The sequence below is a fragment of the Phycisphaeraceae bacterium genome (assembly GCA_019636555.1).
Lineage (GTDB): Bacteria > Planctomycetota > Phycisphaerae > Phycisphaerales > UBA1924 > JAFEBO01.
Genome location: JAHBXH010000001.1, coordinates 468,089 through 482,859, shown reverse-complemented (window position 1 = coordinate 482,859; position 14,771 = coordinate 468,089). Strand labels below are relative to the sequence as shown.

At 63.6% G+C, this 14,771-nt stretch carries 17 protein-coding genes; 8 read left to right on the top strand and 9 right to left on the bottom strand.

The window, feature by feature from the left end; genetic code table 11:
* The first annotated feature begins 8 nt into the window (after positions 1 to 8).
* A complete protein-coding gene (locus KF691_01970; protein ID MBX3388204.1) occupies positions 9 to 977 on the top strand; it encodes a TIGR01777 family oxidoreductase in 969 nt (322 codons plus the stop codon).
* Here KF691_01970 and KF691_01965 read toward each other — a convergent pair.
* On the bottom strand, positions 961 to 1,968 hold the full coding sequence (locus KF691_01965; protein MBX3388203.1) for a site-specific DNA-methyltransferase: 1,008 nt from the start codon (positions 1,966 to 1,968) through the stop codon (positions 961 to 963). The genes KF691_01970 and KF691_01965 overlap by 17 nt on opposite strands.
* Before the next feature lie 83 nt (positions 1,969 to 2,051).
* Entirely contained in the window at positions 2,052 to 2,975 is a 924-nt protein-coding gene (locus KF691_01960; GenBank protein MBX3388202.1) for a hypothetical protein, read from the bottom strand.
* Positions 2,976 to 3,070: 95 nt separating this feature from the next.
* Between KF691_01960 and KF691_01955 the strand changes: the two genes are divergently transcribed.
* Positions 3,071 to 3,922: a glycosyltransferase family 2 protein gene (locus KF691_01955; protein MBX3388201.1), complete on the top strand. Its 852-nt coding sequence runs from the start codon at positions 3,071 to 3,073 to the stop codon at positions 3,920 to 3,922.
* Here the strand turns inward: KF691_01955 and KF691_01950 are convergent, their stop codons facing one another.
* On the bottom strand, positions 3,923 to 4,246 hold the full coding sequence (locus tag KF691_01950) for a hypothetical protein (protein MBX3388200.1): 324 nt from the start codon (positions 4,244 to 4,246) through the stop codon (positions 3,923 to 3,925).
* Positions 4,247 to 4,296: 50 nt separating this feature from the next.
* A complete protein-coding gene (locus KF691_01945) occupies positions 4,297 to 5,700 on the bottom strand; it encodes a 3-deoxy-7-phosphoheptulonate synthase (protein ID MBX3388199.1) in 1,404 nt (467 codons plus the stop codon).
* 260 nt (positions 5,701 to 5,960) lie between these two features.
* Here KF691_01945 and KF691_01940 point away from each other — a divergent pair, with 260 nt between their 5' ends.
* Positions 5,961 to 6,248 (top strand): hypothetical protein, encoded by a 288-nt coding sequence (locus tag KF691_01940; GenBank protein ID MBX3388198.1) that lies wholly within the window; start codon positions 5,961 to 5,963, stop codon positions 6,246 to 6,248.
* A gap of 68 nt (positions 6,249 to 6,316) precedes the next feature.
* Here KF691_01940 and KF691_01935 read toward each other — a convergent pair whose 3' ends face one another.
* On the bottom strand, positions 6,317 to 6,931 hold the full coding sequence (locus tag KF691_01935; protein ID MBX3388197.1) for a cyclodeaminase/cyclohydrolase family protein: 615 nt from the start codon (positions 6,929 to 6,931) through the stop codon (positions 6,317 to 6,319).
* On the opposite strand from KF691_01935, the gene KF691_01930 reads away from it, so the two are divergent.
* Positions 6,919 to 7,611, top strand: coding sequence for a nuclear transport factor 2 family protein (locus KF691_01930; protein MBX3388196.1), 693 nt, complete (start codon positions 6,919 to 6,921; stop codon positions 7,609 to 7,611). The genes KF691_01935 and KF691_01930 overlap by 13 nt on opposite strands.
* A 23-nt stretch (positions 7,612 to 7,634) precedes the next feature.
* On the opposite strand, the gene KF691_01925 is transcribed toward KF691_01930, so the two are convergent.
* Together KF691_01925 and KF691_01920 are read right to left on the bottom strand one after the other, a co-directional pair.
* A complete protein-coding gene (locus tag KF691_01925) occupies positions 7,635 to 7,994 on the bottom strand; it encodes a P-II family nitrogen regulator (GenBank protein MBX3388195.1) in 360 nt (119 codons plus the stop codon).
* Positions 7,991 to 9,319 (bottom strand): ammonium transporter, encoded by a 1,329-nt coding sequence (locus tag KF691_01920; GenBank protein ID MBX3388194.1) that lies wholly within the window; start codon positions 9,317 to 9,319, stop codon positions 7,991 to 7,993. The genes KF691_01925 and KF691_01920 overlap by 4 nt, the downstream gene beginning before the upstream one ends.
* Positions 9,320 to 9,466: 147 nt before the next feature.
* On the opposite strand from KF691_01920, the gene KF691_01915 reads away from it, so the two are divergent.
* Positions 9,467 to 10,114, top strand: coding sequence for a hypothetical protein (locus KF691_01915; protein ID MBX3388193.1), 648 nt, complete (start codon positions 9,467 to 9,469; stop codon positions 10,112 to 10,114).
* Positions 10,115 to 10,117: 3 nt separating this feature from the next.
* On the opposite strand, the gene KF691_01910 is transcribed toward KF691_01915, so the two are convergent.
* On the bottom strand, positions 10,118 to 10,936 hold the full coding sequence (locus tag KF691_01910) for a hypothetical protein (GenBank protein MBX3388192.1): 819 nt from the start codon (positions 10,934 to 10,936) through the stop codon (positions 10,118 to 10,120).
* Between the two features lie 445 nt (positions 10,937 to 11,381).
* Here KF691_01910 and KF691_01905 point away from each other — a divergent pair, with 445 nt between their 5' ends.
* From KF691_01905 to KF691_01895, 3 genes are all read left to right on the top strand, one after another.
* Positions 11,382 to 12,023 (top strand): hypothetical protein, encoded by a 642-nt coding sequence (locus KF691_01905; GenBank protein ID MBX3388191.1) that lies wholly within the window; start codon positions 11,382 to 11,384, stop codon positions 12,021 to 12,023.
* 318 nt (positions 12,024 to 12,341) lie between these two features.
* Positions 12,342 to 13,259, top strand: a complete 918-nt coding sequence (gene rsmD, locus KF691_01900; GenBank protein ID MBX3388190.1) for a 16S rRNA (guanine(966)-N(2))-methyltransferase RsmD — start codon at positions 12,342 to 12,344, stop codon at positions 13,257 to 13,259.
* Positions 13,260 to 13,565: 306 nt separating this feature from the next.
* On the top strand, positions 13,566 to 14,210 hold the full coding sequence (locus tag KF691_01895) for a GNAT family N-acetyltransferase (protein ID MBX3388189.1): 645 nt from the start codon (positions 13,566 to 13,568) through the stop codon (positions 14,208 to 14,210).
* 87 nt (positions 14,211 to 14,297) lie between these two features.
* Here the strand turns inward: KF691_01895 and KF691_01890 are convergent, their stop codons facing one another.
* A complete protein-coding gene (locus tag KF691_01890) occupies positions 14,298 to 14,768 on the bottom strand; it encodes a universal stress protein (GenBank protein ID MBX3388188.1) in 471 nt (156 codons plus the stop codon).
* Positions 14,769 to 14,771: the final 3 nt, after the last annotated feature.

Below are 14,771 nucleotides of genomic sequence, written 5' to 3'. Positions count from 1 at the left end.
TTTTGCGTATGGCCTCCGAAATCCGGCAAAGGCGAGTCATCGTCGCGGGCGGGAACGGCTTTCTTGGTTCGCTCCTGCGGCACGCGTTGTTGGGGAGGGGAATCGCCGTTGTCGTGCTCACCCGATCACCAAAGCCAGACAACCCCGCTGATGTCGGGTGGGACGCCCGATCGGTCGGTGAGTGGAAGCGGCATCTCGACGGAGCGGATGCAATCGTCAACCTGGTTGGTCGTTCGGTCGATTGCGTCAAGAACCCGCGGAATCGAAACGAGATCCTGCGCTCACGCGTCGATTCGACGCGCGCAATCGGAATGGCTTTACGCGAGATCGAGCAGCGCCCGCGCGTCTGGCTGCAGATGAGCACGGCGCACGCGTTCGGCGATCCGCCGGACACTTGGTGCGACGAGCGCTCGCCGCTCGGAGCCGGGTTCGCGCCGATCGTCGCGCAAGCGTGGGAAGATGAACATCGGAAATGGAGCTCGCCGGAAATCCGCAGCGTCGTACTACGCACGTCCTTTGTGATCAGCCGCCGCGGCGGCGCGCTCCCAACTCTCGCGTGCCTCGCCCGCTTCGGTCTGGGCGGCCGCATCGGAACGGGGCGCCAGGGCGTGAGCTGGATTCATGAAGTCGACATGACGCGGATCATGGAGCGGACAATTTTCGATTCGTCCATGTCCGGCATGTACGTCGCGACCGCCCCGACGCCGGTTTCGATGCAGGATTTCATGGCCGAACTCCGCCGAGCGTTGCACGTTCCGATCGGATTGCCCTCGCCGGCATGGATGGTCCGAGTTGGCTCGGCGATACTTCAAAAAGACCCGGACCTTGCACTACTCGGCAGGTACTGCGTATCGCACCGTCTCGGCGAAGAGGGCTTTCGCTTTCGATACCCGGGCTTGCGGGCGGCAATCGATTCGCTCTTCTCACCTCGGACAGAAAACGCAACTCTTCGTCGCGCGGTCAATCGCCTGTCTTGAGAGATTTGGTGGAATCAAAGCCCTTGAGCCTGTTGCGCTTCGGCGCGATCGCACTGCTCATTCCCCTTGACTTCCCGACGTTGATCGGGCCTTCCTTCATCCGCTCGAACGCGCTCCGTGCGTTCGCCGCGCTGAACTCACAGCCGATGAACCGCCGCTTGAGCGCGTGCGCAACGACTCCGGTCGTGCCGCTTCCGAGGAACGGATCCATCACGAGATCCCCCTCGTTGCTGCACGCCTCGATCACACGCTCCAGATACACCTCGGGTAACTGATTGTGATGGCGAGGGCGCCGCTCTTTGTTGTTGCCCTGGATGCGCCCCCAGTTCGGCCCGTACCAAACATCCATCGGCACACGCATCCCCGCGGGCATTCCGTCTTTCTTGTTCAGCGTGCGTTTGTCGCCGTACGTGCTCGCGCGATCCGACATCTCGAGCACGCGCTCTGGATTCCAGATCCGAACCTTCGCATCGTCCTGCTTCGCAAAGTAAAGCGCATGCACCTTGCTGTTGATGAATCTCGCCTTGTTGTTCTGGCCGAAGCGATAGTGCCAGATGCACCAGTTGACCATGTGCAAACCCAGACGCTTGAGATACACGACGATCTCCGCCGCCGTGTCGTCGGGAATGTTCACCCAAAGCGAACCGCGCGCCGAAAGCGAATCCGCGCACGCCTTCAGCCACGCATACGTGAAATCGAGATAGTCGCTCCGCGGCATGCCGTCGTGCCAGTGGTCATACGGCACGCTCCAGTTGAACGGCGGATCCGCGAAGATCAGATCCACTTGCTGGGCGGCACATTCCGGAATCGCCCGGATGATCTCGCGACAGTCGCCGATGTACACACGCGCTTCCGGGTCTTGAAGCGTCAACAGCGGCTTGAGGCTCGTCCGCTTGCGATACGTCTTGTCCTTCGACGCGGCGTGCGCCTTGGCAACGCGCTTTCGTTCAGCGACAGCGGGAGAAACAGGCTTGGTCTGAGCGACGGTCATTGGGCTGAGGGTACGCGAAAGCCCACGTTCGCGCTGCCCGCGCTCCAAAAACTCCCTGAAAAGCAGAGCCGGCACGCTCGCGATTACCCCACGCCGCTTTCCGCTCCGGAGGGGAGAGGACCGCTCAACGGGTCGTCCTTCGGCGTCGGGTCGCCGTGATGCCGCACGTACTGGTCGATCCGCCGGGCGGTCGAGCGGACGAGGGCCCGCAGCGCCTTGCGATCGCCCTTGTGCGAACCGAGGGGCCGTCCGAGCGTCCCTTCCAGCCACGCGGCACACGCATCGCGAAGCACCCGAAAGGCGATGGCGCCCCGCGGCGCAACCTTCACTCCGATCGACTCGATCAGCAACGTCGCCAGCATCCGGACCATTTCACCCGGGTTGGAGCGTCGGCGGATCGCGACCGTATCAATTAATGTGACAATCGGAACCCCGTCATCGAAAGATGCAACAAGATTCGAAGGCTTGTGATCGCGATTGCAAAGCCCGGCTCGGAGCATCGCACCTACCTGCACCCCCACCGCGCGCGCCAGCGCATGCTGGTCAACGATGCCGAGCGTCCGATCCGCCATGAACTTGAGCACCGTACTTCCGGGGACGTCCTCAAGCACAAGCCACTCGCGAGGATTGGCCGGGCCGCGAGCGGCAACGCCCGCCGCGGATTCGGCGGGTGAGCGCCCGTATTGAACAAGCAGCGCCACGGGCCGCGCCGCCGGAATTCCAGCCCTGGCAAGGAGCCGCGCCCCACGCCACTGCCGGAATAACCGCGACGCACCGAAGGCGCACTTCGCCCGATCGTTCAGCGTCGTCAATTCTCGCCACTTGACCACGACAGGCTGACCCTCGAGCCTGGCCCGGCCGACAAACGAATGCCCGGCGACTTTGAAGAGCTCGATCCGCGATTCCGGCTCAAGGCCGAACCCGGACGCGAAATCCTTCACGGCGGGCGCGCGGCTCCTCCAGTCCTTGACGATGCGGGCGACTCGAAATCCCGGGCGGATGTGCATGGCGGGCGGCTGCTCTCTGATCACTGTCGGTCCGGCGAACAGCCTAGCGAGGCTCGTAGGATTATGCGTTGGGCCGGTCATCGGCTCACCGACCGATGCCCCCGATTTCCATTTCCATTATCTGCAAGGACAGTGTCGACACGCTTCCGAGCGTGCTCGAGGCGGTGCGCCCGCTCGTCGCCGGAACCGGCGACGACGCGGGAGAAATCCTTGCGGTGGACAGCGGGTCGACGGACGGGACGATCGAGCTGCTCGAGCGAGCGGGCGCCAGAATCATCCGATCGGAATGGCTGGGTCACGTCAGAACCAAACAGTTGGCGATGCAGCAATGCGTCAAGCCATGGATTCTGTGCCTCGACAGCGACGAGCCGCCGGATTCCGAACTGAGCGATTCCATCGTCACCGCCGTCCGGGAGAACGACCCTCGCGTTTCCGGCTTCCTCGTCAATCGCAAAGTCTTCTTTGCCGGCAGATTCCTGGATCACTGCTGGCAACCCGAACCCAGACTCAGGCTAGTGCGGAAGGGCTTCGCGGGCTGGACCGGCATCGGTCCTCACGACCGGCTCGAATTACTTCCCGGGTCCGGTCTCCAAAGGGAACTGCGAGGGACGCTGCGACACGATTCTTTCCGCAGCTTCGCCGATCATCTCGAAAAGCAGGCCTCATATGCCAGGCTCTCCGCGCAGGCTTTGTTCGAGCGTGGCGAGCGCAGCGGAGTGCTGCAAATCGTGACCACGGCGCCCGCGGCATTCCTCAAGCAAGTCATCATCAAAAGCGCGTGGCGCGATGGATGGCGCGGGATTCTTGCCGCGGCATCAACAGCCGCAGGAACTTTGATGAAGCACATTGTGCTCACAGAATTGACGATGCGCGAGCGCGAACGTCTCAACACGGTCGCTAGCCGGGCACAAGACGTTGGGGCGAAACCCGTCCGCAGCGAAGGCTGATTACGCGGCAAGCGCCTGTTGCAACTGCAGCCCAAGACGAAAGCTTTTTCCGACGCGCACACATCCGACGACGCGGCCGGCGCGACGCATCTGTGAGGGATCATCCGGATAGAGCTGAAACGCGGTACCGGGCTTGACGTCGGCATCGCAGTACACACCGAGCCCGCCTGGCCCGCTGTCGGCAATTCGCACACTGGAAAGGAGGGGCGCCCGATTCGCTCGCTGGAACACGACGACCGCGGACCCCGTCGCGGCGCTGCGTTCGGCGCGCCGACGCTCGAAGCGGAGGGGTGCCGGTACTCTGTCGCTGTCCGTGGCTTGCATGCACTGCGTATCGGACGCCGCGGCACGCGACTTTCGCCGGGTCTTCGCCTTCAACGCCCGTTTTGCTGCCTTTCGGACCGCTTTGACAGACACCGTGACAGCAAAAACGCCATTTCCAGAGCCTGCTGGTAGTTCAGGCGGGGATCGCAGAGGCTGGCGTAGTTCGTGGTCAGGTCGGCTTCGGTAATGCCCGCTCCGCCCCCAATGCACTCCGTGACGTCCTCTCCGGTCAGCTCGAAATGGACTCCGCCCAGGATCGTGCCCATTCGCGCGTGCACTTCGCAAGTCTGATCGATTTCAGCGCAGATCGCATCGAACGAGCGCGTCTTGATGCCGCTTGGTGTCGTGATCTGATTGCCGTGCATCGGATCGCACATCCAGAGCACCCGCCGCCCTGCCTCCTTGACCGCCTTCACGATCGGCGGCAGCGCGCCGTTGACATTGGGCGCGCCCATGCGACAGATGAGCGCGAGTCGGCCGGGGATATCCCTCGGATTCAATCGCTCGCAGATCGTGACTACATCGGCCGGCGCGGCCTTGGGGCCGATCTTGACGCCCACCGGATTGCGGATGCCGCGGAACAGCTCGACGTGTGCGCCGTCAATCGCGCGCGTCCTTTCGCCGATCCAGGGCATGTGCGTCGAAAGGTTGTAGTGACCTTCACGGCGCGGCACGGTTCTGGTCTGCGCGCTCTCGTACTCGAGACTGAGCCCTTCGTGGCTCGTGAAGAACTCGACGCGCGTCAAATCGTCCACGGCCTTTTCGCCGAGCGCTTCCATGAAGCGGAGACCGTCGGCCAGATTGTCCGTCATGCGCCGATATTCGGATCGCACCTGCTCCGACAGACTCGCGTGATGAAAGAACGAAAGATCCCAGTATTCGGGGTGGTGCAGATCGGCAAACCCGCCGTCCACCAGTGCGCGGATGAAGTTCAGTGTCAGCGCCGCGTGCTTGTAGCCCCGCACCATCAGATGCGGGTCGGGCCGGCGCGCCGCCGCCGTGAACTCCGCGGAATTGAACAGATCACCGAAGTAGCTCGGCAGCGTGATTTTCGTGCCGCCAATCTCACGCGTCTCCGTCGGACTGCTGCGCGGCTTGGCGTACTGCCCCGCGAAGCGCCCGATCCGCACCACCGGCTTCTTGAGACCGTGCACAAGAACGAGCGACATCTGCAGAAGTATCTTCAGCTTGCTGGTGATCGTGCTGCTGCGGCAATCGGCGAGAGTCTCGGCGCAATCGCCCCCTTGCAGAACAAACCGCTTGCCCTCCTGCGCTTCAGCCAGGAACCCGAGCAGCCGCTCGATCTCCCAGCTCGTAACCAGAGGTGGCAGATCCCGGAGCTGCTTTTCGGCGAGAGCGAGCCCCGCCGGATCTTCGTACGCAACCGCATGGGCCTGCGGAAGCTTGCGCCAGGATTCGGGAGACCATTCGGTTGGTGCTGGTTCGTTCGTCACGGGGGCTGCAAGGTAGGAGTTTCGAAAAGCTTGGTCGGCAGGAACGAGGCCTTGCCGTGGTCTCGGACGCGGGACGGGGATTTTTCGCACAAATTTGTGTGAAGGCGAAAGTAGCGCGCCGATCTCGCCGATCGCCCATGTGATCGCGGTTATTAGGACACCGGCACAGCCGGTCGACCGCGAGGTTCGGAGGCGCCCCATTGGGACGGCCTCCACGCCCCCACCCTTTCCGGAAAGGGGGCACAACGGAGACCGAAGACATGGCGACCCGTAACAGCAGCCGAAAAGCCCGCCGCACGACCAAACGCGTTGTCCGTCGCACCGCGCGCCGCACGACCGCCCGCAAGAACCGCACCACCTCGAGCTGGTTCAACTACTCGTTCAACAAGTTCGCCAAGAAGAACAAGCGCACCGCCCGCAAGAGCACGGCCCGCAAAACCTCGGCCCGCAAGTCGTGGAACAAGGGCAACAAGGCGCGTCGCACGACCGCCAAGAAGTTCTCATACAAGTTCTCGACGGCCCGTCGCAGCTATCGCCGCGCCGCCTGAGTGAACATCCGGATTATTCGTGCAGCGACCTCCGCGCAAGCGGAGGTCGTTGTTTTTGGTCCGCGCGCTCATGCCTCGCAGGCCAGACGAACGCGTGCTCGCCGCTCGTTCGCCTCGGATTCCGAACGCCCGCTGGTTGTTTCGATCGTCCCTCTTGCATCGGACGCGAGCCCTTCCGCATTGATGCGCACGTTCCAGAGCGCGGCACGCACGGTCGCCTCGGCCAAATCCGCCGCGATTCCAAGATCACTCCGCAAATATCGATTCGTGATCGGCGCGAGCTGCTCGAAGAGCCGCAACAGATCGATAGCGGTCGCTGCCACGCTCTGCGGGATCTGAACAGCCATCGTCTGCGCCGCGGGCAATTCGCTCGCCCTCTTCGGATCGCTCGGCGGGAGCTTCTGCAGCGCGTTGAGCTGGCCGTACGCCGCGGCATCCTCATCCGCGAGCTCAAGGAACATCGCGCGCGCACGCTCGAGCTTCGTCAAGGCAAGGCGCAATTCCTCCTGCTGCTCCGCGAGATCCTTCTTCCCGATCGAGTAGTTGACCACCATCTGCGCCAATGCCGCCGAGAGAGCGCCCGTCGCAGAGGCGACCGCTCCGCCTCCGGGCGCTGGCGATTTCGCGGCAACCGCTCCGAGGAAATCGGCGAAACGCATATCGGCGAAAGATGAATCGCTCATGTCCGAGCGTACGCCCCGCCGCGGAGGTCGCGCCGATCCAGACTCCAATGCAAAACGCCCTGCAATTGCCCGATGCGCCGCCCCCGCTCGCAGAGCCGCTCGGCCTCGGCGTCCTTCTCTTCGAACAACCGTGGATCTTCATGGCCACCGTGCTCACGGTCGGCTTTTTTCTGTGCCTCTGGTTCAAACGCCGCGGAAACACTCCCAAGGGTTTGGCAATCCTCACCGGTGCAGCGGCGCTCGCGGGTTTGCTCTTTCTCGTTGCGAAGCTCGTCGTCACCGATCACGAGCGCGTGGCAGAGGGCATGCGCGAGTTGCTCCGCACAACGGCTCGTGTCGATACGGACGGGCTCGCAAAGTTGCTCGCCCCGCAGGCAAAGTTGTACTACTTCAAGTCTCCTGCCGGGCTTGATCGTGAAGGAATCCTTGCCGCTGTCCGGTCTGATCTGGGCCAGACCTACCGAGTCAAAGACTGGGGAATTCAGGAACTGCAGATCGCACCGGGTGCCGAGAACACCATGCACACGCAGATGCGTGTTCGCGTCACGCCCGAGGCGGGGAACTTCCCGCATGTCTCATGGTGGACGATCGAGTGGGCGAAAACGGGAGACGAGTGGAAGGTGACCAGAATCGAACCGATCGCGATCCAGTTCTTTCAGGGGAATCCCGGCGGGCGCTAAACGACACGACGGGCGAAAACCAATCAGATCGCGCTCCCGCCGCGCTCTCCCGTCCGGATCCGCACGCACTGCTCGAGCGGCAGCACAAAGATCTTGCCGTCGCCGATCTCTCCGCCGTTGGCCCCGCGCGCCGCCGAAACAATCGCATCGATCGCGCGCTCGACATACGCATCGTTCACGCCGATGGTGATCTGCGCCTTCTGCGCCATGCGTGTGCGCACCTGCTGCCCGCGGAAGTACTCGATTTCTCCCACGGCGCGCCCGTGGCCGTCGACCGAGGCGACCGTGAGCCGGTAGTTGTCGCCTTCATCCAGGGTCTTTTGCAGCGCGTCCTGCACTGCTTGCACGCGCTCGGGCCTGATGATCGCGATGATGAGTTTCACAGGTGATACCCCCGCTCGCCGTGGATGGTGATATCAAGACCGTCGCGCTCCTGCGCGTCGGTCACACGGAGCCCGACCAGAGCCTTCACGATAGAACCGATGATCAGTGTCATGACGCAAGCAAAGACGATCGTCACGACGACCCCGAGCAGCTGCAGCCCCACCTGCCCGAATCCACCGCCGTTCACAAGGCCGGCCACCGGAGTAAAGCAGAAGATGCCGGTCGCGATCGCCCCCCACATGCCGCCGATACCGTGCACACCGAACGCGTCCAGTGAATCGTCCCTTCGATGTCGGGCCTTGAGCTGGACGGCGAAGTAACAAAAGACCGAGCCGCCGGCGCCGATCACGATCGCCCACATCGGCGTCACATGTCCCGCCGCCGGCGTGATCGCGACAAGCCCCGCCACGATCCCCGACGCAACCCCCAGGCTGGTCGGTTTGCCCGTGTGGCGCCATTCGAGAAGCATCCAGACAAGCGCCGCCGCCGCCGCTGCGGTCTGCGTCGTCGTGAACGCGAGCACCGCCGTCGTTCCCGCGACCGGGCTTTCGACCGCCACCGCGCTGCCGGCGTTGAATCCGAACCAGCCGAACCAGAGCAACCCCGCGCCTGTCAGCGTCAGCACCAGGCTATTGGGCATGATCGCGCCATCCGGATAGTCGCGCCGATTTCCGACCAGAAAAACCAGCGCCAGCGCCGAAACGCCCGACGCGATGTGCACCACCGTTCCTCCCGCAAAGTCGAGCACGCCCTTCTCATAGAGCCAGCCGCCGCTCGCCCAGACCCAGTGCGCCAAAGGGCAATACACAAAAGTGGACCAGAGGATGATGAACAGGATGTATGCGCGAAAACTCATCCGCTCCGCCACAGCGCCGGCAATCAGCGCCGGCGTGATGATCGCAAACTTGCCCTGGAACATCGCAAAAACCAGTTCGGGCACGTGCTTGTCACCGTAGAGCGCGCCCGGCGAGATCCCATTAAGGGCGATGTACTCCGGGCTCCATCCGATGAACCCGCCGATCGACTTTCCAAACGCGAGGCAATAACCGATCAGCACCCACTGAAGCCCGATGATCGCCATCGCCACAAACGAATGCAGCATCGTCGTCAGCACATTCTTCCGGCGCACCATGCCGCCGTAGAAAAGCGCCAGACCCGGCACCATCAACAGCACCATCGCCGACGACATCAGCATCCAAGCCGTGCTGCCCGAATCGATTTCCGGCGCCGCCTGAACGACCGGCGCCGCGGCACGCACCACTCCGTCCGCAGCCGGCGGATCGGCGAGCGCGAGCAAGACTCCCCCGGCGAGCAGATCGAACATGAAGCCTCCCGGGCGGCACGGCGACCGCCAGCTATCCGGTCGCCCGTGAACTCACGGTGCAAGTGACATCGTCCGGATGACCGATGGTGACAACGCGCATAGGTTTCGTCAAGTCCATCAGGACCTGCACCGCCTGCTATTCTCCGCATGATGCGTTTCGGGAACGTTTCATTCTCGCTTTTACTGATCCCCGGCGCCGCGCTGCTGGTCGGATGCACCGCGCAGCCGTCCGACATCCGCGTGCAGGCATCCGAATACAACGAAGCGTTCACCGCCGCTCGGGACGTGCTCCACTCCTACCGGTTTCCCCTCGATCGCATCGATGCCCGCGCGGGAGTCCTGACCACCCGCACAAGCGCGAGCGCCGGTTTCCTGACGCCTTGGACCGGACGGGAAACCACCATGAGTCAAGCGTGGGAAGACACGATCCACAACCAGCAGCGCCGGGTCGAAGTCGTGTTCACGCCGACCGACGCGCCCGAAGCCGAACTCCGCACCGACCAAGCCCGAGAAGCGACCGCCGACTTTGTCGAGAAACCGCAAGAGACCAACGCGCACGTCAAAGTAGTCATCGAGCGGACGTATCAGTTCGGCTGGCGCCCCAACACCCGATCGACCTATCTCTCCTCGTTGACGGAAGATTCGCAGCCCGGCGTCCCCTCACGGGTGCAGGTCGATATTTCCGACGATCCCTACCTCGCGGGGCGCATCGCGGCCGACATCCGCAAACTCATCGCCAAGCGCGCGAATACCAAGCCCGCCGGCGCGGAAGAGCCGATGCCGCCAAACCCCTGAGCTTCATGCCTGCTTGATCTTGCGGCTCGACTCGCGGATCCGTGCGCCCTGCGAAACATGCCCGAGCGCCCGCGCGATGAGTTCGCCGCGGCTCGTCGCGTTCAGTTTCCGGTGCAGGTTCTTCACGTGATCGTGGATCGTGTGCGCGCTCCGGCCCGTTTCTTCCGCGATCTGACGCACGCTCTTTCCGAGCACCAGTTGATTCAGAATTTCCTGCTCGCGCGGGCTGATCCAATCCGAGCTCTCGTGCCCGGCGCTCGAAAGCGCCAGCCGCGCTCGCCTCAGCAGCGCCAACAGAATCACCGTCACAAACATCACGTCGCCGACAAACGGCACGCCGTCATCGACCGCGCCCAGCACCCACAGCACCCTCGTCGGGTCCGCATCCGCGATCAATCCCGCTCCGATCAGAACCGCCGTCATGCCGCGCGAAAGAAAAAACCTTCCCGCCGCCGACGACGCCCACGCCGTCGACTTGCGCAGATCCGATGTGGGAAGCAGCGCGAGCTTGGATTCGCCCGCTCCGACACGCACCGCCGCCGGCAGAGCGCCGATTCCCCGGAGTGTCTCACGAATCTCATGGATCCGGCTCTCGGCCGCCGCGCTCGCGCACGCGCCGACAGCTTCGATCCGCTCGATCGTGTCGTTGTGCAGTGTTCCAACACCGATCGCCAGTACGCCCGAGGCCCCCGCGGGCAGCAGCGCTCCGCCCGTCGCTATCGCGGCCTGATCGCACCAGTCATGGGTCGGGATGGCGGGAAGCCTTCCGATCCGCTCGATAGCTTCGATCATTCGTTCCGGGGTCACTGTTATGTCGCTCACGACGCGCCTCCGTCCGACGGGCTCGGACCCAATATCCTAATCCCTCTTTCCGGAGGGTAAAAACGCCGAGCTTCCCGTTCTCATGCACCCGCGCATTAAAGACCTTGCAAGCCGGTAGTTTGCCTTATCCGGTCCTTCCGATGATTCCGAATAATCCGTTTGCGCAACTTTCGCGGCACAAACCCTCTGGTCCGCTGGCCTATCCCCTGATTGTGATGCACATTACTGGTGGTCAGAGGCCGCGGCTTTAGCGTCCCCGTTGCGCGCAAATAGCGACGGGTTCGCCACAGTTGTGGCTTTGTTCGCACCCCGGTTCATGGGGGGTGATGTCGATCCGTCCCGCCGCCGGGTTTTTCCGGCCGTTTGGTGTGCGCCCGCAATTCTGCCTCGCGTCGTCCTTTCCGAACCCTTCGTCCGATTCGTGCCGTCTGTGCGATCAGTCAAGATGAGCGCTCTTTCCAGACAACCCGATTCACCCTTGCTGGTCGCCGACTGGCAGCCCGAGGTGACTCAGCACCTGGAAGAACACCATCTCGTCGCGTCATCCGATTTCCCCGGCCGGCGCCTCCAGTTCGCAACAAGTCTCGGCCAGTTCCTCGGAATGCAGCGCGACACCGAAGTTTGTCCCTTCTACGGACGCTTCATCACCGATCTCGAATCCTTCTGCTATCAACTCGAACGCGCCGTCCCCGGCCCGCTCCTCGATCGTCGCATCGACGGACCCGGCGGCATCGCCGCGCTCCTCCGCAACCGCATGATCGTCCGCGGCAAGCCCGCCACCAAGTTCCGCTACTACATCTGGCACGACGCCGATCTGCTCTTCACACTCCAGCCCGAACTCTTCGCCAAACTTGTCGATGCGCTCTGCGGCGTCGCGGCCGAAGCCGAATACGTCTCCGACGACCTGCTGCTCATCCACCGCTCCGTCTTCGTCGGCGGACCGTCACTCCACGAACTCTCCAAACACGAGAACGGCCCCTTCCGCTCATGGCTCGCCGATGAATTCGGCGAACCCTTCTGGCGCGTGGTCACCGGTCTCGAGCGTCCGCCGTTCATGTCCTACTCGATCGACACACTTGCGAAGTAGTTTTTCACGAGCCGGCGCGAGAGTGCCGCCGGACTCGATCTTCAACGCCACACCAGCGTCGCCACCGTCCATTCACGGGCGTGCCGGTTCGAAAGAGCCGCACAGCCCGCACGAGCATGGAGAGAGGCGCCGACGAGTGCCCCGTTTGGTTTCCGCCCCGGGGCGCTAGCCGAGAGCAGGTTCAACCTGCCTCGCGTCGGCGCGCGCAGAAATGGCCAAAGTTTCAAATCGCCAAATGGCCAAATCGATCCAGAACGTCCGCGCGAGAATTTTGGCGCTTTGGCCCTTTGGTTATTTCGCCATTTGATACCCTTCCCCATGCGCATCATCGCGGGCGAGTTCCGCTCTCGAAAACTCTTTACGCCCCCCGACGCCGAGGTCACGCGCCCCATCCCCGATCGCGTCAAGGAATCGCTCTTCGGTCTCCTCCGCGGCCACATCGAAGGCAGCGAAATCTTCGACGGCTTCGCCGGCACCGGCGCGATCGGCCTCGAAGCGCTCTCGCGCGGTGCAAAGCACGTCGTCTTCGTCGAGCAAAACCGCCAGATCGCCCGCGTCCTCAAGCAGAACATCGACATGCTCAACGTCGGCGATCGCGTCGGCCTCGTCCAGAGCGATGTCCTGGGCATGGGCGCGATCTCGCGCTGCCCGCGCGAGGCCCGCGTGATCTTTCTCGATCCTCCCTACCCGCTCGCCGAAGACCCGCTCGGCTGGCGCCGCATCACGAGCGCGATGCAGGAACTCGCCAAAAACCTCACGCCCGACGGCTTCATCATCGTGCGCACGCCCTGGCCCTTCTTCGAAACCGAGCAGGAGCCCGAGGCTTCGCAGCCCGCGCACAAGCCAAAGGGAAAATGGAAAAAAGAAGACAAAGACCGCTGGAACAAGTCCGACTGGCAGGATGAAGACCGCATCGATTCGCGCCGCTCCCCGCGCGTGGACAATTCCGCCAACAACAAATCAAGCCGCAACCCCTCCCGCGGCACGCTCCTCTCCGGCTCCGCGCAGGACGAAGACCCATTCGGCGACGAATGGGAAGAAATCGATCCGCTCGATGCCCAAGCGATGGCCCAGGGCATGACCGAGCCAATGACCGAGGAAAGCGAACTCTCCGAGTCGCCCGCCGCCACGCCGAAAACTCCACGCAAACACGCCGAACTCAAGATCCCCGGCTTGAAAGGCCCTGAAACCCACATCTACCGCCACACCGCGGTGCATTTCTACATGCGGCAATAGCCATTCCCGACGCGCGTGATCCAAAGCGCCACGCTACAAACGCGCCACCGATAAGCAACGCCCAACCCGCGATCATGAAAAGCATCCCGGCCACGCCTCCAGCCTACGAAATACGCCGCGGCCGGTGTTCGCATCCACAACGGCGAATTGCACCTGAACCCGCTCTCTCTCATCGGAGTCCTCGCCCGTTGCCCGGAGGTGTCATCGCGAAGGCTTCGCGGAGCGATGACGGAGGGGCAAGCGGCTCGCGGCAGCTCAAAAGCACCGAAATCTTCAATAGAGTTTCCACTGCGCTATTCTGAACCCGTGCCCACGTCCTTCCACATCCGCCCCGCAATCCCCGCCGACATGCCCGGCGTCGGCGCGATGCAGCACGCCTGCTGGATGCACGCGTACAAGGGACTTCTCGACGACGCCTTCCTCGCGCAGCTCACGCCCGAAGGAATCGCCGGTTACCACGCCAAGCATTTCGACGCCGCCGGCAATCACGCCGCGCCCGGCATGCCCTTCTTCGTCGCCGAACTCCTGCCGCGCGAACACCCCCGCGAAACCCCCCGTCGCGAAACCACCATTCGCGAAACGCCCGCACGCACCAACCCGATCCTCGGCATGGTCCGCGGCGGCCCCACCCGCGCCAAGTCCGCCTCGGGCGACACAGTCCCGCCCGAAGTCGTCACGCGCTACCCCTTCGAACTCTTCGGCATCCACGTCGCCCACGACCTGCACCGCAGCGGCATCGGCCGCGCTCTCTTTTCTGAATACGCCCGCGCCGCCCGCGCCCTCGGCCACAGCTCGCTCGTCCTCTGGGTGCTCAGCGACAACGCGCCCGCCATCGCCTTCTACAAATCACTCGGCGGCACACCGGTCGCCAATAGCCCGCTCACCCTCGGCACAAAGCAATACCCCCAAACCGCGTACGCCTGGAGCGACCTCCGCGCATTCTCAAAGTAGAGCCCCGCTCCGCGCGATCCGCGATCCGCGATTTGAGATTTGAGATTTGAGATTTGAGATTCGAAATCCGCAATCCCCATCCCCCCCTCACCCTCTCAGCGGCACCAGCAGCACCGGGCACGGGGCCGACTCCACCACCGACTTGCTGATCGATCCGAACACCAGCCGCTTCAGCACGCCCTGCGCGTGCGTCCCCATCACGATCAGGTCCGCGCCCTCGCGGACCGCCGCCTGCACGATCTCATGATCCGGCGAACCGACCGTCACGATCGTCCGAACCTCGACGCCCTCAAGGTTCTCTCTCACAAAGACATCGACTCCGTTCCGCGCGCTCTCGAGCAGCGCCGCCATGTCCGGCGCCGGCGCCGTCGCGGGGATCATCGCCGCGGTTTCCGCCGCCGGTGGCGGAAGCTCCGCCGCGTGCACGACGATCACGCTCGCCCCGAACACCGGCGCGATCGCCCTTGCATACCTCGCGGCATGCTTCGACAAGTCCGAAAAACCCGTCGGAACAAGGATCGTCCTGATCGGCGGGCTCGCCGCGGGCTGCGTTGACATGCG